The organism is Trinickia mobilis (genome assembly GCF_017315705.1).
Classification (GTDB): Bacteria; Pseudomonadota; Gammaproteobacteria; order Burkholderiales; family Burkholderiaceae; genus Trinickia_A; species Trinickia_A mobilis.
This window is the reverse complement of the sequence record NZ_JAFLRF010000016.1, coordinates 43,330-62,701: the sequence shown is the minus strand read 5'-3', so window position 1 is coordinate 62,701 and position 19,372 is coordinate 43,330. Positions and strand designations below refer to the sequence as shown.

Genomic DNA, 19,372 nt, shown 5'->3' with positions numbered 1-19,372 from the left:
GGTTTACCAGGCGCGCGGCGCGCCGCGATGCCTTGCCCACCAAGGCTTTCAACACGTCGTCATGCGCCGTCTATTATCTTTCTTATCGCTCTCGCACACGCTGTCGCAAATTCCTACAATTGCCACCACGGCGCTCGCTTCAACTCGCCGACGGGTATGTAGCCACTGACGTGGAGCCTCGATCCGCCGCACATCGTTGTTGGATCGAGTCGCCGCCGAAACCTCGCATTCATCACAAGGAAAATTGCGAATGGGCAAGCTGACTACCCACGTGCTCGACACCTCGCATGGCCGCCCGGGCGCCGGCGTCAAGGTCGAACTCTTTGCGCTTGACGGCGACGCGCGCCGCGCGCTCAAAACCGCCACCACCAACGACGACGGCCGCTGCGACTCGCCGCTGCTCGAAGGCGCCGCGCTCGTCCCGGGCGAATACGAACTCGTGTTCCACGCCGGCGACTACTTCGCCGCCGCGGGCGTGAAAGTGCCCGAGCCGCGCTTCGTCGACCGCGTCGTGCTGCGCTTCGGCATCGCCGACGCCGCCGCCCACTATCACGTGCCGCTCCTCGTTTCGCCTTGGGCGTACAGCACGTATCGCGGCAGCTGACATTGCATCGGCTGCGTACCGCACTGCATTGGCGCCCTTTGGGCGCAGATAAAAAATCAGGAGTTTGGAGGCATTAAATGGAAGGCTTTATCACTGACGGCCTGAATCTCATCCTTCGCTGGCTGCACGTCGTCGCCGCGATTGCGTGGATCGGCGAATCGTTCTACTTCGTCGCGCTCGACAACAGTCTGAAACCGCCGAAGGACCCCGTGCTGCGTCAGCGCGGCGTGTTCGGCGAACTGTGGCACGTGCACGGCGGCGGCTTCTACAACATGCAGAAGTACATGGTCGCGCCGGCCGAAATGCCGGAAGACCTGCACTGGTCGAAGTGGCCCTCGTACACCACGTGGATGTCGGGCTTCGCCCTCTTCACCGTGCTGTACCTGTTCTCGCCGGAAACCTATCTGATCGACAAGAACGTGCTCGACATGGGCCCGGTCGTCGCGATCTTCTCGGCGCTCGGCTTCCTCTTGGCGGGCTGGATCGTCTATGACTCGCTGTGCCGGATGCTCGTCGGCAAGGACAAGATTCTCGGCGCGTGCGTCGCGGTCTACATCCTGATCGCGGCCTGGCTCGCGTGCCACATCTTCGCGGGCCGCGCGGCTTACCTGATCGTCGGCGCGATGATGGCGACGATCATGTCGGCGAATGTGTTCTTCGTGATCATCCCCGGCCAGCGCAAGATGGTCGACAAGATGCTGAAGGGCGAAGAGCCGAACCCGATCTACGGCAAGCGCGGCAAGCAGCGCTCGGTGCACAACACGTACTTCACGCTGCCGGTGGTGTTCGCGATGCTCTCGAACCACTACGCGATGACGTACACGCATCCGTACAACTGGGCGATCCTCGTAATCATCATGGCGGCCGGCGCGCTGATCCGTCAGTTCTTCGTCATGCGCCATCGCGGCCAGGTGCTCTGGTACCTGCCGCTCGGCGGCGTCGCGCTGATGGCCGGCGCGCTCGTGTGGATGATGCCGCGCCCGATCACGCCCGAAGCTCAGGCCGCCAATGCGCCGACCGTCAGGGTCGCGGATATCCAGCCCGTGCTGCAGCAGCGCTGCGTGGCGTGCCACTCGGCACACCCGACGCTGATGGGCGCGGCCCCGGCAGGCGTGCTGTTCGATACGCCCGACGAGATCTCGAAGAACGCGCAGCGCATCTATCAGCAGGCGGTCACGCTGAAGGCGATGCCGCTTGGCAACGTCACGCACATGACCGACGAGGAGCGCATGAAGATCGCTGCCTGGTTCCAGGAAGGCGCGAAGTAAGCGCATTGCCCGGGGGAACCGCACTCCCCCCGTTGTTGCCGATGTTCACCATGCAAGGCCCGCTCTCATAGCGGGCCTTGTTTTTTGGCGGCGAGCGGCCGGCGGCCGGCGGCCGGCCGGTTATCGCCGACGACATGACGGTGAAGTTCGTCGCGCAGATGCGCCGTCAAGACTCACGTCCGCAATCCGATAAGAAACCGGCGACGCCATGAAAAACGCCCGCGGCATGGCCGCGGGCGTCGATCACACTGTTCGAGGAGCCAAACCGTCCGCCCCTCCTTCCATCACGCGGGCCATCCGCCCGCTGGCGCCCCTCAGGCCGCCACCGCGTTCAGCGCGTCTTCGGTCAGCCACAGCGATTCGGGCAAATCCTGCTCGTTGAGGTTGAGCCCCTCGCCGCCGCGATCGACGACGATGAAATCACTCACGTCGTTAAGCGCGATCAGCGGATGGTGCCAGACGCCCTTCGCGTAGTTCACGCCCTGCCAGCCGCTCGTCACGAACGCGCGGATCTTCGCCGGATCGAGTGCGCCGGCAGGCGCGACGACGACGAGATACGGCTTGTCGTTCAGCGGCACGAAGGCCTGGCTGCCGAGCGGATGGCGCTCGAGCATCCTGACCTCGAACGGCAGCGTGCGCGGTTGCCCGCGAAACAGGTTCACGAGCGTGCGGCCGCCCTCGTCGTCGACATCCACCTTCGCAAGATCGTGATAGCGGATCGTCGTGCCGAGATTGATCGGGATCTGCTTCGCGCCTTCCAGTTCAATGACGTCGCCGAAGGGCGCGAACGCCTCGCGCGTGAGCGGTTCGATTGCGAGCGCTTTCATGGCTATCTCAGTCATGGCCGCCTCAGTCCAGCGTGCCCCACAGACGCAGACGCGAAACGCCGCCGTCCGGGATGATGTTCAGGCGCACGTGCGTGACCGGGCCAAGCGTCGTGACCTCGCTTTCGAAGTCGTGCTGCTTGTCCATCTGCAGCTTCTGCTCGTCGAGCAAAAGCGGCCAGAACATCGCCTGCGTGACGAGCGAGCTGTCGGTGCCGCCTTGCACATAAGCGGCCTGGATCGAGAAGCGGTCCGGATAGTTGCCCTTGAAGTGCGCGGTGTCGACTTCGATCTTCTTGATGATGCCCGGCTGCGCAAGCGCGATGATCGCCCAGTCGTTGCCCGGCTCGCGGCGCCGCCGCGTTTCCCAGCCGTCGCCCATGTTCACGCCGCGCCCCGGCATCAGGATGTTCGAAGCCGACCCGAAGTGCTGGTTGTTCGCGGCCACCACGTAAGCGCCGTTTTCCATCGCGGCAAGATCGAACAGTTCGCTGCGGCTCGCGCCCGCCCAGTCGACTTGCGGCTGGCCGTAGACGCGCAGACGCGCGATGCCGCCGTCCGGATAGAGGTTCACGCGCAGGTGCGTGTAAGCGCCTGTGTCGGTCACGTCGACATAGTGGTGGCTGTTGCCTTGCAGCGTCGTCGACGGCACGATTTCGACCCATTGCGTCGACGCGTTCGGTGCGCCGTCCGCCACGCGTGCCGCCTCGACCGAAGCCGCCGGCGGGAAGTTGCCGGTGAAGTGGCTCGTGTCGAGGTCGAGGCCCTTGATCACGCCGGGACGCGCGAGCTTCACGATGCACCAGTCGTAGCCGGTCGTGCGCTTGCGGCGGGTTTCCCAGCCGTCCATCCACTTGCCGTGATCGTCGTACTTGCCCGGGATGAATACGGCCGGCTCCGGGTTCAGCATGCGGTCTTTCGGCGCGAAGAAGTCGTCGCTTGCTTCGAGCGCCTGCGCTCCGAGACGCGGGTCCGCGAGATTCACATAACGGCGCGTGAAGTCGGGAGCGTTGGGGTCGAGAATCGGGAGAGCCATTGTTGTCGTCCTTCCAGTCTGTTTGTGCTTGAGATGACACCCGCGTAGAACGGGTCTTGCGCGGCCGGCGCGGCACCTGCCGCGCGAGCCGATTCGGCAATTAGTGCGACGGCTCGATGCGCCGGCTTAAGCGCCGGCCAGATCGTCGAGTCTGAAGCGCGCGATGCGGTAGATCTGGTCCAGGCTCGCGCGCAGTTCGTCCGCGCGGCTGTTGTTCACGCGCGCTTCGAAGTTGGCGATGATCCCGTGACGGTCGTAGCCGCGAACCGCGAGGATGAACGGGAAGCCGAACTTCTCGCGATACGCGCGGTTCAGGCCCAGCAGCTTGTCGAACTCTTCCTGCGTGCACTGCGAAAGGCCCGCGCCGCTTTGCTCGCGCGTCGACTCCTCGGTCAGCTCGCCGCGCACCGCGGCTTTGCCCGCGAGTTCCGGGTGGGCGTTGATCAGCGCGAGCTGCTTTTCCTCGCCCGCGGCCTCGACGATGCCCGACATCGTCTTGTACAGCGCGTCGACGCTCGCATACGGGCGCTTGCCCGCCGCTTCGACCGCCACCCACGGCGAGTGCTCGAAGATGCCCGAAAGCGCCGCCGTAAAGGCGTCGGCCGACATCGTGTTCAATTGTTCCAACGTGTATCGCATCGCTTTCATGCGGCTGCCCCGCAGTTCGTCTGGGTTTGATAGGGATGATGTTCGCGCCAGTGCTTGGCGATGTCGACACGCCGCGTGACCCACACGCGGTCGTGCTTTTCGAGGTGATCGAGGAAGCGCTGCAGCGCGCGAAAGCGCCCCGGACGGCCGAGCAGGCGGCAATGCATGCCGATCGACAGCATTTTCGGCGCTTCGTCGCCCTCTTCGTACAGCACGTCGAACGCGTCGCGCAGGTACGTGAAGAAGTGGTCCGCCGTGTTGAAGCCTTGCGGCGACGCGAAGCGCATGTCGTTCGTGTCGAGCGTGTACGGCACGATCAGTTGCGGCTTGTTCTCGCCGCCCGTCACTTCGACGTCCATCCAGAACGGCAGGTCGTCGCCGTAGTAGTCGGAGTCGTACAGGAAGCCGCCGTATTCGGCGACGAGCCGGTGCGTATTCGGGCTGTCGCGCCCGGTGTACCAGCCGAGCGGCCGCACGCCGGTCACGCGCTCGATCGCTTCCATGCCGACACGCAGCAGCTCGGCCTCGCGCTCCGGCGCCATGTCCTGATAGTGGATCCAGCGGTGGCCGTGGCAGGCGATCTCGTGACCCAGCTCGACGAACGCCCGGCCCAGCTCCGGATGACGCTCGATCGCCATGCCGACGCCGAACACCGTCAGCGGCAAGCTGCGCTTTTCGAACTCGCGCAGGATGCGCCAGACACCCGCGCGCGAGCCGTACTCGTAGATCGACTCCATGCTCATGTGCCGCGACGGATAGGCCGCCGCGCCGACGATCTCGGACAGGAATTGCTCGGACGCCGGGTCGCCGTGCAGCACGCAGTTTTCGCCGCCCTCTTCGTAATTGAGAACGAACTGGACGGCCACGCGCGCGCGGCCGGGCCAATTGGCCTGCACCGGATAGCGGCCGTAGCCGATCAGGTCGCGAGGATAGTTGGGGTCGAATGACATGGTCGGAAAAGCCTTAGTGCAGGGAAACGCACGGGACGGGAGACGCGCGGGAATCCTGGGCCGTGAAACTGGGCTCGTGCGCCCCGAAAACAAGCGGAAAACCAGATGTTTTCGAGACGCACCGGGATGAGGCCAGTGTAGCGAAAACGTCCGGGAGCGCCCATACACCCGGACAGATAGTGCGAGTCAGACAGAGTGTATGTGCGGCGCAGCAACGGCCTTGTCGGCCGTGCCGGAGGACGGGTTTTCCCGAGGTTTTGCCGCCGGCGCGGCCCCGCCTGCGACCGCCGCCGGACGGGCGATCGCGGGCGCCGGACTGAAGCGCTCGAAGGCGCCGTCGTAGCGCTTCGGCAGCGGCCGCGCGTAATCGCCGCGCTTTGCGGTAAAGAGCTTCAGCGCCACGAGCGCCTCGACCCATTTGACCGCCGCCGTCACGCCCTCCACAACCGGCGCGCCGATCGCGTCCTCGATTTCCGCGCACAGCTCGGCCATGCCGGCGCAGCCGAGCACGATCGCGTCCGAGCCGTCCTCGTCGAGCGCGCGGCGGCATTCGTCGGTGATGAGGCGGCGCGCCGCCGAGCCCGGGCGATCGAGGTCGAGTACGGCCACATCCGTCGCACGGACATTGCGGCAAAACCGTTCCATCCCGTACCGCTCAGCCAGATGCCAGGCCATCCCGCAGGTGCGCGCGAGCGTCGTCACCACCGAGAAGCCCGGTGCCAGGACGCTCGCCGCGTGCATTGCCGCCTCGGCGATGCCGATCACCGGCCCGCGCGCCAGCTCGCGCGCCGCGTACAGGCCCGGGTCGCCGAAGCACGCAATGACGTAGCCGTCGAAGCCTTCCCGCTCACCGGCGCTGATTTCGGCGAGCAGGCCGGGCGTCGCGAGCGCCTCGTCGTAATAGCCTTCGATCGAGGGCGGCCCCATCGTCGGGCTCACCGCGACGACCTCGGTGCCGCTCGCCACGACGCTCGCCGCGCAGCGGCCCATCGCGTCGGTCATTCGCTGCGTCGTATTGGGATTGATCAGTTTGATTCGCATGTCCGTTCTCTGCTTTGCTGAAAATTACTTCGTGCTCACGAGGAGCCGATACACGACACCGCCAACCAGCACGCCGATGAACCACGAGAAGTTCGCCAAACCCTGCAGCGCCGGGATCATCACGCATGCCACCGCGATCGCCGCCGCAGGCAGCAGCGCGAACACCGCGCGATAGTTGACGCCGTTGCGATACCAGTACGCGCCCTTCTCCGAGACCGAATAGAGATCGTCGAGCGTGACCTTCTGGCGCTTGACCAGGTAGAAGTCGACGATCAGCACGCCGTAGAGCGGTCCGATGAAGCTGCCGAGCACATCGAGCGTGTAGTGGATCACCGCCGGGTTGTTGAACAGGTTCCACGGCGTGATGAAGATCGACGCTATCGCGGCCAGCATCCCGCCCGCACGCCAGCTGATGAAGCGCGGCGCGACGTTGGAAAAGTCGAACGCGGGCGAGACGAAGTTCGCGACGATGTTGATGCCGATCGTGGCGATCGTGAAGGTCAGCGCGCCGAGGATCACGGCCGTCGGATAGTCGATGCGGCCGACCGTCTCGACAGGATCGGTAATCAGTTCCCCGAACACCGGCAGCGTCGCCGCCGTCGTGACGACCGTCACGAGCGAGAACGCGAGGAAGTTCACCGGCAAGCCCCAGAAATTGCCGCGCTTCACGCTGCCGAAGCTCTTGCAGTAGCGGGAGAAGTCGCCGAAGTTCAGCATGGGGCCCGAGAAGTACGAGACGACGAGCGAGATCGCCGTGATCATCACCGGCACGACTTCGAGACCGTGGTATTTCACGCCGCCGAGGTTCAAGCCGATGTTGCGCCAACCCGCGCGCCAGATCATGTAGCCGGCGAGAATGAACATCACGACGTACACGGCAGGACCGGCAAAGTCGATGAACTTCTTGATCGTCTCCATGCCGTTCCAGAACACGAGCGCCTGCAGCACCCACAGCAGCATGAAGCCGGCCCAGCCGATCGTCGACAGGCCCGCGAAGCCGTGGTGATGAACGTCCGCGTACGGCATCAGTTGCGGGAAGAACTTGAGCACGACGATCACGAGCGCGCTCGACGCGAGATAAGTTTGGATTCCGTACCAAGCCACCGCGATCAGGCCGCGAATCACCGCGGGCACGTTCGCGCCGAGCACGCCGAACGTCGCCCGGCAAGCGACCGGATACGGCACGCCGTTCAACTGGCTCGGCTTCGCGATCAGGTTGCAGAACGCGTTGACGATGCCGATGCCGATCAGCAGCGCCACGAGCACCTGCCAGCTCGTCAGGCCCAGCGCGAAGAGACTCCCAGCGAACACATAGCCGCCGACGCTGTGCACATCCGACATCCAGAACGCGAAGATATTGTAGGCGCCCCAGCTTTGATGCCGCAGCGGAGCGAGGTCCTCGTTGTAGAGACGCTCGCTGTAGCCCGCCGGAAGATGCGCGTCGCCATGGGCGCCGCCTGCCTCGCTCGCGCCGAACGCCGGCATCGGGGGGCTGTCTTGTGTTGCACTGAACTGAGCCATGACCTCTCCTTGATGAGTGTCGATCGATAGACAATCAAATGTCGATTCGTTCGGCGCCATGCCGTGCCACCCCATGAGGACGACTAACGGCAGCATCGCCAACGCCGCGGATGTCTCCGTACTTACGTACTTGTGTTTTTCGCTGCGACGCGGGCCGCGGGCCTCGTCGAAGCGTTGGGGAGGCGCCGAACCGGAGGGGGTCCGGCGCAAGGTCCGTGCCGACGGCCTTTGCAACGTGTGCTCGGGCCGTGACGCGGAAAATCGCTTCAAATCCGTTCAGGTTCGGTGCGCCGTGCACGCCGCGCGTGCGGGAATGCACAAGCGTTCAACGCAACAACCATTGCCGGCAGTGCATATCGCTCATTTGCCGCCGGATTCCGACCCCGCCAGCGAGCCGAAGACTTCGCGCAGGTCAGTCGCGGCTTGTGCCGGCCGGTCGAGCATCTTCAATTCGACGCTTTGCAGATGGCTCGACATCAACGCCGCTGCCTGCTTCGTGTCTCCTTCCTCGATCGCTGCGAGGATCGCCTCGTGATCCTCGAACGAACACGGGCTGCGTCCAAGCGATTCGTACAATGCCGAGATCAGCGTCGAGCGCGCGACCAGCCCTTCCAGGCAATCGCACAGCACCGTGTTGCCCGTCAGCCCGGCGAGTTCGGTGTGGAATTCGCCCGAAAGCCGTATCCACGCCGGGAAATCGCGGTTTTCGAACGCCTTGCGCTCGCGCCCGATCATGCCGCCGATCGCCTTCAGGCGCCGCGCCCCATGGCCGCGCCCTGCGCAAACCCGCTCGACTACCGCCAGCTCGATAATCCGGCGCATCTCGAACACCTCGTGCACCTCCTGAAGCGACGGGCTGGCCACAAAGGCGCCGCGGTTCGGCTCCAGGTCGACGAGGTGATCCGTCGCCAGTTGAGCGAGCGCCTGCCGGATCGCCCCGCGCTTCGCGCCAAATACCTCGCACAACTGCGCTTCGGTCAGCTTCGCGCCAGGCGCCAGCCGATGCTCGAGGATCGCAGCGCGAATGCGCTCGGCGATCGCTTCGGGTTTCAATCCGCCGGACTCGGCAAGTTTCGTGTCGGACATCATGTGCGTCTCGCTATGGGTTGTATCCTAGATGGGACATTAAAATTGTCAACAATTTTTTTGGCGATTTTCAACAATCTGCCGCGCGTCAGCCCTGTGAGGCTTAGGGCAGGCCTCCTCAAATCCCCTATCAGCCTACTTAAATGCTGAACGGCCGGATCATATCGCGCACTATTTTGTCAACAATTTCAACAGCTGGGCAGCGCGCGCACGGATTGATGCCCGATAAACGCGTAGACGGTTAGTTGCGATCGCCGGGCGATAAAAAAGGCGGGGACGCCCCGCCCTTGGCCCGCTTCTCCCGCGTCAGGCCTAGCTCAGATGCGGGTAATCGGAAGCCGTCAGCCTGAAACCATGCGAGTTCGCGACCAAGCGCGCCTTCGCGCCGACCGGGACCGTCACCAGGTTGTCGACATGGCCGAACGGCAGCCCCGTCAGCACGGGAATACCGATCACCGAACGGATCTGCTCGACCATCGCGTGCAGGTCGTAGCCGTTGTCGTAGTCGAACGCCTGGCCGCCCGAGAAGTCGCCCAGCACGAGCGCCTGCTGTTCGGCCAGGATCCCGGCCAGATGCAGTTGATAAATGAGGCGCTCGATCCGGAACGGCTGCTCGTTGACGTCTTCGAGAAACAGGATGCCGCCCTGCACCGGCGGCATGTACGGCGTGCCGACCAGCGCCGCGATCGTCGCCAGATTGCCGCCCCAGAGCGTCCCGGTCACGTCGACTGTTTGCGTCTGAGGGACGTCGACCACGAGCGTGAAGAACGGCTTGGTCACCGTGTCCCAGAAGTGATGCATCGTGTAGGCGCTCAACTCTGGCGCACCGAAATTGGTGGCGAACATCGGGCCCCCGAAGGTCGTTACGCCCGAGCGCGCGAGCAGCGCGAACTGAATCGCCGTGAAATCGCTGTGGCCGACCAGCACCACCGGCTGGTCGCGCAGGCGCCGCTGCAACCCCTCGTAGTCGAGCCCGTGCAGGATGCGCACCGCGCCGTAGCCGCCGCGCACGGCAAGAACGACGTCAGGCAGCGGCTGCGTTGCGTCGGCGAGGCGGTTCAGGTCGGCTGCGCGCTCGCCGTCGGTGCCGCCGAAGCGCTGGTAGCGGCGCCGGGTGGCCTCCAGACCTTTGACTCGATGTCCTTGCGCGTGCAACCGGGCGAGCCCGCGCTCGACGGCGGCCGGATCCTGCGGATACCCCGAAGGCGCGATCAGTTCGATGGTGCGGTGAGCAGTCATGGCCGTGTGCCGACGAGACGATATTGAAAAGTTTAGACGGGCTCGGCCGGGCCGCGTTCGCGCGCGGCTTCCGCCTCGGCCGCCCGCGCAGCCCGGATCGCGCGGCGCCGGTCGGCGAAAAACGACTTGAGCGCCTGGCCGCACTCGGCTTCCAGCACGCCGCCCGTCACCGACGTATGGTGATTGAGCTGAGGATTCGCGAAGGCGTCGACCACGCTGCCGCATGCGCCCGTCTTCGGATCATAGGCGCCGAACACGACGCGGGCGATGCGCGCGTGCATGATCGCCCCGGCGCACATCAGGCAAGGCTCGAGCGTCACGTAGAGCTCGCAGCCGGGCAAGCGGTAGTTTTCGAGCCCCTGCGCGGCCGCGCGAAGCGCCGCCATCTCGGCGTGGGCCGACGGATCGTGTCCGCTGATCGGATGATTGAAGCCCGTGGCGATCACCTCGTCGCCGCGCACGAGCACGGCGCCGACCGGCACTTCGCCCGCGGCGCGCGCCTTTTCGGCAGCGGCTTGCGCGAGCGCCATGAAGCGGCGGTCGCGCTCGGAGCGCTCGGCAGGATCGGGAGCGCCCGGATTCGGGCGCGACGGCGTGGGAAGCGGATCTGCCGATGGCTCGGCGGGCGTCGCAAGCGCGCAGCTAGAAGCTTCTTCGGCGCTGGCGGATTCAGTGCCGCCGGCTAGGTTGCCCGGCGACATGCTCACGGCTGCTCCATAGGCGCGCCGGCATCCGCGCGTGCCCGCTCGCACAACCGTTGCGCGATGCGTTCGCAATACTCGCGCGGCGCGAGCATCGGGGCGCCGCGCAGCGATTCGAGCGCCATGTCGAGCGCGAGCAGCTTCGCCTCCAGCGCGCAGCGCATCGCCGGGTCGCCGACCGCGCTCAATTCTTTCTGGAGATTGCGCAGCGAGCGCAGCTGTTCGACCGCGGGCGGCAGGAAGCCCGCGTTCTTCAAGATCCGGTTCGCAACGCGCACTTCCTCAGGAACGAGCAGGTCGTCATCCAGTTCCTGGGGCGCGCCGGCACCCGGCAAACCGTCGAACTCGCCCCGCGCGGCCGCGGCGGCAATACGCTGTTCGACTAACGCATCAAGCAATTTCATCTGCGATCCACGACATGGCGGCCCCCGCATTCTAGCAGGCACCCAGATCGCCTCCTGCACCCATCCTGGAAATAAGCGGACTGCGCGCAAAGCCTCGCGGTACGCAATTCGAGACGGATCGCACCGCAACGACGCTATCCTGAATGTCTGCGCCCGAGCGCCAAGTGCTTGTCGCACAATGGCATCGCCGATCGCCGTTAGTGCCCGGCGCGGTCCTGGCGCACATCGCCCCAGCCTGCCGCCTTACTTGCCGAGTTTGACGCGCAGCTCGCGCGCGGTCTCGAGCAATCCCTCGTAGCCCGAGCGCGAATGCGCGGGCAGATCGGGATCGCCGACCAGCGCCCCGAGCGTTTCGATCAAGCTGTACAAGAGCCCTTTCGCAGCGCCTTTGGCAATGCTGCCCGACGAGATCAACGCGTCGACGTGGTTGACTGCGGCGTCGAGATGTTCGAGCCGCTCCTGGCCTTCAGCCGGCTTTTCCGATGGGTCGGACATGGTATTTTCCTCGCGATTCGAGCGGGCCCCGGCGGACGCCGCTGCTTTCTTTTTCTTATATACCCGCGGCGGACGCACGTCCACCGCTCGCCACACCCTGCCCGTTAGCCGTCGACCGCGGCCGATCGCCGGCGAACGTGCCCGTCAGCGCGTCGAGGCGCGGGCCGGAACTCGACGCCCTCGCCTTCAATACGTCTCGAAGTGCAAGCGGCCTTCGCGCTTGAGCCGCGCCCACAGCTCGGCCCAGTCGAGCCCGTCGGCGCCGGCAATCTCCTGCAGCGCCTGCAGCACGCCGTCCTCCATCCCCTTCAGGCCGCACACGTAGAGGTACGTGTTGTCGTCCCTCAAGAGCTGCGCCAGATCGCCGGCACGCTCGCGCATCGCGTCCTGCACGTAGCGCTTCGGCATCTCCGCCGTGCGCGAGAACGCCAGGTTCGTATCGATGAAATCCTTCGGCAGGTTCGTGAGCGGCCCGAAGTACGGCAGCTCCTCTTTCGTGCGCGCGCCGAAAAACAGCATCAGCTTGCCGGTCGCGCCTTTTAGCCGCCTGCGCCGCCGGTACTCGGTCATCGCGCGCATCGGCGCCGAACCGGTGCCGGTGCAGATCATCAGCAAGTGCGAGTTCGGATGATTCGGCATCAGGAACGTCGTGCCGAACGGACCGATCACCGTCACCGTGTCGCCCTTCTTGAGATTGCAGAGGTAGTTCGAGCAGACGCCGTCGGTCGGGTTGCCGCCGTGATCGTGCGTCACGCGCTTCACGGTCAGCGAGACGTTGTTGTAGCGCGGACGCTCGCCGTCGCGCGGGCTCGCGATCGAGTACTGGCGTGCGTGATGCGGCTTGCCGTCCGCGCTCGTGCCGGGCGGCAGGATGCCGATCGACTGCCCCTCCAGCACCGGAAACGGCATCGCGCCGAAATCGAGCACGATGTGGTGGATGTCGCTTTCGACCGACGCGTCGGTCAGCCGGTAGTTGCCGACCACCGTCGCCGTCGTCGGCGACTGGTGCGTGTAGAGGTTCACGTAGGGCTTCGCGGCCGACCACGGCGGCACCGACGCCCCTCGCACCATGTCGGAGGCGACGATCTCGTCGTCCGCTTCGGCCTCGGCGGCCGCGCCCGGCGGCTCGGGGAACGCCGCCGCCGTCGTGTTCTGCGCGGGCAGCTCGTCCCACGTGAGCTGCTCGTCGATGCCGTACGCCTCGGCCTTCAGCACGTGGCGCCAGTTGTCGATCGCGCCGGTCGGGCATGGCGCGATGCAGGCCATGCAGCCGTTGCAGACGTCCGCTTTCACGACGTAGTTGCGCTCGTCGTGCGTGATCGCATCGATGGGGCACGTTTCTTCACACGTGTTGCAGCGGATGCAGATCTCGGGATCGATCAGGTGCTGCTTGATGATTTCGACGGATTCGGGGGCATTCATGTTTCGTCTCTCCGCTAGGCCCGGCCGCGCGATGAATCGAGGCGCCACCCGGACGACGGATGTCACGCGGGCCTGCACTCGCTCAGCCCGCTCAATTGAAACGCACGTATTCGAAATCGAGGGGCTGCCGGTTGATCCCCATCGCGGGCGGCGCGATCCAGTTGGCGAACCTGCCCGGCTCGGCCACCCGCCCCATCAGCGACGCGACGAACGCGCGGTCGTCCGGTGCCGGCAGCCACTTTGCCTCGGCGGCGGCCCATTCCGCCTCGCTCACCACGCGGCCGTCCGGCGACACGCGGATGCCGGCGAAGGTGCCGATCTGCCGATTGAACGCCTTGTGCGGCACCGTCAGGCGGAAGTCGATGCCCGCCTTCTCCAGCACCTTGTTCCAGCGGTTCACGCCCGCGACCGAGTCCTTGATGTAGTCGTCGCGCAGAACCTCGTTCATCGCGTTGAGCATCGGCGCGTCGCGCTCGACGAGCTTGCCGTCTTCCACGCCGAGCAGACGGTAGGTCTGCCCGTGCAGCTGGTGGTCGTCGTCGCGCTTGGTCTCTTCGTAACGGCCCTTGAGGCCCGCGCTGTAGAACGTTGCCGCATTCGACGATTGATCGGCGCCGAACAGGTCGATCGTCACCGAATAGTGGAAGTTCAGGTAGCGCTGGATCGTCTCGAGATCGATCACGCCGGCCGCGCGGAGTGTCGCGGCGTCGCCGGTCTTCAGCTCGTTCATCACCTGCGCGGTGCGCTGCACGACCCGCGACACGCCCGATTCGCCGACGAACATGTGATGCGCTTCCTCGGTCAGCATGAACTTCGTCGTGCGAGCGAGCGGATCGAAGCCCGACTCGGCGAGCGCGGAGAGCTGGAACTTGCCGTCGCGGTCCGTGAAGTACGTGAACATGAAGAACGCGAGCCAATCGGGCGTCTTCTCGTTGAACGCGCCAAGGATGCGCGGATTGTCGCCGTCGCCCGAGCGCCGGCCGAGCAGCGCTTCGGCTTCCTCGCGGCCGTCGCGGCCGAAGTAGCGATGCAGCAGGTACACCATGGCCCACAGATGGCGGCCCTCCTCCACGTTCACTTGGAACAGGTTGCGCAGGTCGTACATCGACGGCGCGGTGAGGCCGAGGTGGCGCTGCTGCTCGACCGAGGCGGGCTCGGTGTCGCCCTGCGTGACGACGATGCGGCGCAGGTTCGCGCGATGCTCGCCCGGCACGTCCTGCCACGCGGCTTCGCCCTTGTGCTCGCCGAAATGAATCTTGCGCTCCGCCTCGCCAAGCGCAAGGAAGATGCCCCAGCGGTAATCGGGCATCTTCACGTAGTCGAAATGCGCCCAGCCGCCCGGGTCGACGCTCACCGCCGTGCGCAGATAAACGTCGAAATGGTGCGAGCCTTCCGGTCCCATGTCCGACCACCACGACAGGAAGTTCGGCTGCCATTGCTCGAGCGCGCGCTGCAGCGTGCGGTCGTCGGCCAAGTTGACGTTGTTCGGGATCTTGTCGCTGTAGTTGATCGTGGACATGTCGGTGCCTCGTGAGGGATCGTGAGGGAGTCGGCGGATGCGGGCCCGGCGTTAGACGCAGTCAGACGGCGCAAGTCAGACGCGCGCCGCGTCGAACTGCGCCTTCGCGCCCTTGCCGTACACCTTGAGCGCGCCCTTCTCGCCCACCGCGTTCGGCCGGTTGAAGATCCAGTTCTGCCACGCGGACAAGCGTCCGAATATGCGCGTCTCCATCGTCTCCGGGCCGTTGAAGCGCAGGTTCGCCTCGAGACCCGTCAGCGCATCGGGCGACATCGCCGCCCGTTCTTCGAGCGCGATGCGGATTTCGTCCGCCCAGTCGAGGTCGTCGGGCGCGGCGGTCACGAGGCCGAGACGCTCGGCCTCCAAGGGCTTGACCGGCTCGCCGATCGTCGCGCGCGCGGCATCGAGCGGCGCGGCCTCGTCGTAGAAGCGGCGCCCGATGCGCGACTGGCGCGTGATCATCGGAAAGAGGCCGAAATTGACCTCCGACAGCGTGATCGCGGGCTCCTCGTCCTCATTGGCGGGCAGCGCCGCCATATAGCCGCGGTCGGCGGCGAACGCGAATTCCGCGAACGTGCCCGCAAAGCACGAGCCGGGCTCGATCAGCGCGAAGAGCGAGCGCGACGACACGTCGATGCGCGCAAGCGTGCGGCGCAACATGCCGATCGTCTCGCGCACGAACCAATGATCGCGGTGCGCCATCAGCGACGCATCGGCCGCGAGCACCGCTTTCGCGTCGCCTTCGGTCTTGAAGATCCAGGTGCCGATGTCGAGTTCGTTGGTTCGCATCGAGAGGATCGCGTCGTCGAGCTCGCGCGCGAACTTGAGCGGCCACCAGTTCGCGCCGGCCGCGACGATGCCGTCGATGTCCGCCGGCTGCACGCCGGCGGGTGCCTTGGCGGTGAACGTCGCGGTGCGCTTCGTGCGGTCGATCGCCACGTCGACGGTGCCGTAGCCCAGGCCGGCCTCGCCCTCGGCGCGTTCGATGCGGGTCAGCGCAACGCCTTTAGCGCCGGCGGGCCGGTCGCTTTCTCCGGCGAGTTCGAGCGCGCGGGCGTGGATCGCCTGCTCGAACCGGTTCGGCTTCACCACCTCGTCGACGAGCCGCCATGCTTTTGCGCGCTCGCCGCGAATGCCCTCGACCACCGTGCAGAAGATGTCGGCGTGATCGTGCCGCACGCGGCGCTTGTCGGTGAGGCGCGTCAGGCCGCCGGTGCCCGGCAGGACCCCGAGCAACGGCACTTCCGGCAGCGCCACCGACGACGACCGATCGTCCACGAGCCAGATTTCGTCGCAGGCCATTGCGAGTTCGTAGCCGCCGCCCGCGCACGAGCCGTTGACCGCCGCGAGAAACTTGAGCCCCGATTCGCGCGAGGCGTCTTCCATGCCATTGCGCGTCTCGTTCGTGAACTTGCAGAAATTCACCTTCCACGCGTGCGACGACAGGCCGAGCATGAAGATGTTCGCGCCCGAGCAGAACACGCGGTCCTTGAGGCTCGTCACGACGACCGTGCGGACTTCGGGATGCTCGAAGCGGATGCGCTGGAGCGCGTCGTGCAGCTCGATGTCGACGCCCAGGTCGTAGGAGTTGAGCTTGAGCTTGTAGCCGTCGCGAATGCCGCCGTCTTCGGCGATGTCGATGCCGAGCGTGGCGACCGGGCCGTCGAACGCGAGCTTCCAGTGCTTGTACTGCGAGGGGTCGGTACGGTAGTCGACACGGGACTGCGGTGTGGACATGAGTGTCTCCTGGTGGTCGCCGTCGTTTTAATGAACAATAGTGCACACCAAGAACCAAGTAAAGCATTTTAATGCATATATTGAGGCGGCCGGGGTAAACCCCGCGCGGCCTCGTACGGCCTCGTACGGCCTCGTACGGCTACGTTTCGGCTGCGAGGCGTGCGGCGAGCCGGTCGCGGAACTGCAGATAGGCGTCGGCGAGCGTCTTGTCGCTCGTGTCGTACGTCATGTCGGCGCGGCCGTACAGTTCGCTGCGGCCGGCGAGAATCCGCTTGAGGTCGTCCATCGCCTCCCGGTTTCCTGACATCGGCCGCAAGTCGCCTTGCGCGATCACGCGGCGCATATGCTCCTCGGGCGACGCCTGCAGCCAGGCCGTGAAGCAGTGCGCGAGCAGCATGCTGAACGTCGCGGGCTCGGACACGAGCCCTCCGGGCGAGGCGATGACCGCCCGCGGGTGCTCGGCGATCACCCCTTCGAGGGCCCGCTGCTCGTAACGCCGGTAGGCGCTCGCCCCGTACAGCGAATGGATCTCGGACGGCGGGCAGCCCGCGAGCTGTTCGATCACGCGGTTCAGCTCGATGAACGGCACCTTCAGCTCCTGCGCGAGCATCCGGCCCAATGTCGACTTGCCCGCGCCGCGCAAGCCGATGAGCGCGATGCGCTCCTTGCGGTGCGGATCGGCGGGCGCCGCCTGGAGCAGGTCCTGCAGCGCGGCGCGGCAACGGTGCAGGGCGGCCTGGTCGCGATCCTGCAGCAGTTCGCGGATCAGCAGCCATTCGGAGGACGACGTCGTGACGTCGCCGATGATCTCCGCGAGCGGGCAGCCGAGCGTGGACGCGATCTGCCGAAGCACTTGCACGGACGGATTGCCCGCTCCGGATTCGAGGTTCGCGAGATGTCGCTCCGAAAGTCCCGTTTCGGTCGCCAGCGCCTTGCGCGTCATGCCGCGCCGAGCGCGCAGCAGGCGCACGCGCTCGCCCATGGCGGCCATGAACGGGTCGCGTTCCGCAGCCTCGGCGCCGCGCGCTTCGTTGTCCGCGGTCTCCTGCCCCGCGCCCTCGGGGTCGGATTGAGACGCTTCAGGGTAAACCTGCTTCATGTTTTTCGTTCCATGACTTCAGTATATGCACTATAGTGCGTGACACGCGCTGTTGCAGACGATAATTTTCGCGAAAATGCTGATGTCCGACAAATCGGAGCGTGCCGCGGCGGCGGCCGCCTGCACCTAGCGGAGCCCCACGCCCGCCACCGGACGGAGACGAGACATGATGGAGAACCCGGCGACGGCGCCCGCGAAGGTGGCCGCGCCGCCGGCCCAGGCGCCGGCGCCCCCGTTCAACTTCGCCGCGCATGTTTTCGGATTGAACGCGTCGAGAGCGCAGAAAGCGGCGTATATCGACGACCACGGCGCCACCACCTACGGCGAACTCGAATCGCGCGCGCGCCGTTTTGCCGCCGCGCTTCGCCGGCTCGACGTGCATCCCGACGAGCGCATCCTCCTCGTCATGCTCGACTCGGCCGACCTGCCTGCCGTCTTTCTCGGCGCGTTGTATGGCGGCGTCGTGCCGGTCGTCGTCAATACGCTGCTGACGCCCGCCGACTATGTGTACATGCTGACGCATAGCCGCGCTCGCGCCGCCGTCGTGTCGTCCGCGCTGCAGTCCGTCGTCGCGCAGGCGCTCGCCGAGTCGGGCCTCGAAAACTGCGTGCAGATCGTCGCGCGCCAGCCCGCCGAGCCCGAGGGCGCCGGGCACGACTTGCGGGTGCTGATCGACGCGGCCGAGCCCGCGGCGCACGCGCTCGCGACGAACGCCGACGACATCGCCTTCTGGCTCTATTCGTCAGGCTCGACCGGCAAGCCGAAGGGCACCGTTCACACGCATGCGAATCTCTATTGGACCGCCGAGCTGTACGGCAAGGCGATCCTCGGCATCCGCGAGACGGACGTCGTGTTTTCCGCCGCGAAGCTGTTCTTCGCCTACGGACTCGGCAATGCCTTGACGTTTCCGCTGTCGGTCGGCGCGACAACGGTGCTGATGGCCGAGCGTCCCACGGCCGATGCGGTGCTGCGCCGCCTAGTCGAGCACAAGCCGACCGTGTTCTACGGCGTGCCGACGTTGTACGCGAACATCGTGGCTTCACCGAACCTGCCCACGCGCGAAGAGGTTGCGCTGCGCATCTGCACCTCGGCGGGCGAGGCCCTGCCGCGCCAGATCGGCGAGCGGTTCGCCGCGCATTTCGGCTGCGAGATCCTCGACGGCCTCGGGTCGACCGAGATGCTGCACATCTTCCTGTCGAACCGGCCCGGCGCGGTGCGCTACGGCACGACCGGCATCCCCGTGCCCGGCTACGAAATCGAGCTGCGCGACGAAAACGGCCGCCTCGTCGCCGACGGCGAAATCGGCGATCTCTACATCAAGGGCCCCAGCTCGGCGGTGATGTACTGGTGCAACCGGGAGAAATCGCGCGCGACGTTCCTCGGCGAGTGGGTCAGAAGCGGCGACAAATACCAGCGCCTCGCCGACGGCTGCTACGTCTACTCGGGACGCAGCGACGACATGCTCAAAGTGAGCGGCCAATACGTGTCGCCGATCGAGGTGGAGATGGTGATGATGCAGCACGACGCGGTGCTCGAAGCGGCGGTCATCGGCGTCGATCATGGCGGGCTCGTGAGGCCCTGCGCGTTCGTCGTCCTGAAGCAGGGCCGCGAGGCGAACGATGAACTTGCCGACGAAATGAAGGCGTTCGTCAAGGCCCGTCTTGCGCCCTTCAAATACCCGAGAGAGATCCACTTCGTCGGCGATCTGCCGAAGACCGCGACGGGCAAGATCCAGCGCTTCAAGCTCCGCGAACAAGCCAGCCAAAAGAATTGAACTA

18 protein-coding genes are annotated in these 19,372 nt (G+C 65.8%); 3 read left to right on the top strand and 15 right to left on the bottom strand.

From position 1 onward, the window contains the following. Positions 1-250: 250 nt before the first annotated feature. Together uraH and J3489_RS21605 are read left to right on the top strand one after the other, a co-directional pair. A complete protein-coding gene (gene uraH / locus J3489_RS21610; protein ID WP_207001478.1) occupies positions 251-604 on the top strand; it encodes a hydroxyisourate hydrolase in 354 nt (117 codons plus the stop codon). 77 nt (positions 605-681) lie between these two features. Further along, positions 682-1,872: a urate hydroxylase PuuD gene (locus J3489_RS21605; protein WP_207001476.1), complete on the top strand. Its 1,191-nt coding sequence runs from the start codon at positions 682-684 to the stop codon at positions 1,870-1,872. 314 nt (positions 1,873-2,186) lie between these two features. On the opposite strand, the gene J3489_RS21600 is transcribed toward J3489_RS21605, so the two are convergent. The 15 genes from J3489_RS21600 to J3489_RS21530 all read right to left on the bottom strand — a co-directional run bounded on the left by J3489_RS21600 (position 2,187) and on the right by J3489_RS21530 (position 17,594). Further along, entirely contained in the window at positions 2,187-2,699 is a 513-nt protein-coding gene (locus J3489_RS21600; RefSeq protein ID WP_207001474.1) for an ureidoglycolate lyase, read from the bottom strand. 22 nt (positions 2,700-2,721) lie between these two features. Further along, entirely contained in the window at positions 2,722-3,732 is a 1,011-nt protein-coding gene (alc, locus tag J3489_RS21595; protein WP_207001472.1) for an allantoicase, read from the bottom strand. 126 nt (positions 3,733-3,858) lie between these two features. Then, positions 3,859-4,380 carry a 2-oxo-4-hydroxy-4-carboxy-5-ureidoimidazoline decarboxylase gene (gene uraD / locus J3489_RS21590; protein WP_207001470.1) on the bottom strand — a complete coding sequence of 174 codons (522 nt, stop codon included), beginning with the start codon at positions 4,378-4,380 and terminating at the stop codon, positions 3,859-3,861. Further along, a complete protein-coding gene (gene puuE / locus J3489_RS21585) occupies positions 4,377-5,330 on the bottom strand; it encodes an allantoinase PuuE (RefSeq protein WP_207001468.1) in 954 nt (317 codons plus the stop codon). The genes uraD and puuE overlap by 4 nt, the downstream gene beginning before the upstream one ends. A gap of 186 nt (positions 5,331-5,516) precedes the next feature. Beyond that, positions 5,517-6,371 (bottom strand): aspartate/glutamate racemase family protein, encoded by an 855-nt coding sequence (locus J3489_RS21580; protein ID WP_242540188.1) that lies wholly within the window; start codon positions 6,369-6,371, stop codon positions 5,517-5,519. A 24-nt stretch (positions 6,372-6,395) separates the two neighbouring features. After that, the gene (locus J3489_RS21575) at positions 6,396-7,892 is read right to left on the bottom strand and encodes an NCS1 family nucleobase:cation symporter-1 (protein ID WP_207001466.1); all 1,497 of its coding nucleotides are present in this window, start codon (positions 7,890-7,892) and stop codon (positions 6,396-6,398) included. Positions 7,893-8,252: 360 nt separating this feature from the next. Next, positions 8,253-8,978 carry a GntR family transcriptional regulator gene (locus J3489_RS21570; RefSeq protein ID WP_207001567.1) on the bottom strand — a complete coding sequence of 242 codons (726 nt, stop codon included), beginning with the start codon at positions 8,976-8,978 and terminating at the stop codon, positions 8,253-8,255. A 312-nt stretch (positions 8,979-9,290) separates the two neighbouring features. Continuing rightward, positions 9,291-10,217 (bottom strand): muramoyltetrapeptide carboxypeptidase, encoded by a 927-nt coding sequence (gene ldcA, locus J3489_RS21565; RefSeq protein WP_207001464.1) that lies wholly within the window; start codon positions 10,215-10,217, stop codon positions 9,291-9,293. Positions 10,218-10,249: 32 nt separating this feature from the next. After that, positions 10,250-10,924, bottom strand: a complete 675-nt coding sequence (gene tadA / locus J3489_RS21560) for a tRNA adenosine(34) deaminase TadA (RefSeq protein WP_309491398.1) — start codon at positions 10,922-10,924, stop codon at positions 10,250-10,252. Beyond that, positions 10,921-11,322 (bottom strand): DnaJ family domain-containing protein, encoded by a 402-nt coding sequence (locus J3489_RS21555; RefSeq protein ID WP_207001462.1) that lies wholly within the window; start codon positions 11,320-11,322, stop codon positions 10,921-10,923. Before J3489_RS21555 ends, tadA begins: the two co-directional genes overlap by 4 nt. Positions 11,323-11,565: 243 nt before the next feature. Continuing rightward, the gene (locus J3489_RS21550) at positions 11,566-11,817 is read right to left on the bottom strand and encodes a hypothetical protein (RefSeq protein WP_207001460.1); all 252 of its coding nucleotides are present in this window, start codon (positions 11,815-11,817) and stop codon (positions 11,566-11,568) included. 186 nt (positions 11,818-12,003) lie between these two features. After that, the gene (gene boxA / locus J3489_RS21545; protein WP_207001458.1) at positions 12,004-13,239 is read right to left on the bottom strand and encodes a benzoyl-CoA 2,3-epoxidase subunit BoxA; all 1,236 of its coding nucleotides are present in this window, start codon (positions 13,237-13,239) and stop codon (positions 12,004-12,006) included. A gap of 91 nt (positions 13,240-13,330) precedes the next feature. Continuing rightward, positions 13,331-14,758, bottom strand: a complete 1,428-nt coding sequence (gene boxB, locus J3489_RS21540) for a benzoyl-CoA 2,3-epoxidase subunit BoxB (RefSeq protein WP_207001456.1) — start codon at positions 14,756-14,758, stop codon at positions 13,331-13,333. Between the two features lie 75 nt (positions 14,759-14,833). Next, positions 14,834-16,495, bottom strand: a complete 1,662-nt coding sequence (gene boxC, locus J3489_RS21535) for a 2,3-epoxybenzoyl-CoA dihydrolase (RefSeq protein WP_207001454.1) — start codon at positions 16,493-16,495, stop codon at positions 14,834-14,836. A 139-nt stretch (positions 16,496-16,634) separates the two neighbouring features. Further along, entirely contained in the window at positions 16,635-17,594 is a 960-nt protein-coding gene (locus J3489_RS21530; protein ID WP_207001451.1) for a helix-turn-helix transcriptional regulator, read from the bottom strand. 169 nt (positions 17,595-17,763) lie between these two features. On the opposite strand from J3489_RS21530, the gene J3489_RS21525 reads away from it, so the two are divergent. Beyond that, positions 17,764-19,368, top strand: a complete 1,605-nt coding sequence (locus J3489_RS21525) for a benzoate-CoA ligase family protein (protein ID WP_374193473.1) — start codon at positions 17,764-17,766, stop codon at positions 19,366-19,368. Positions 19,369-19,372: the final 4 nt, after the last annotated feature.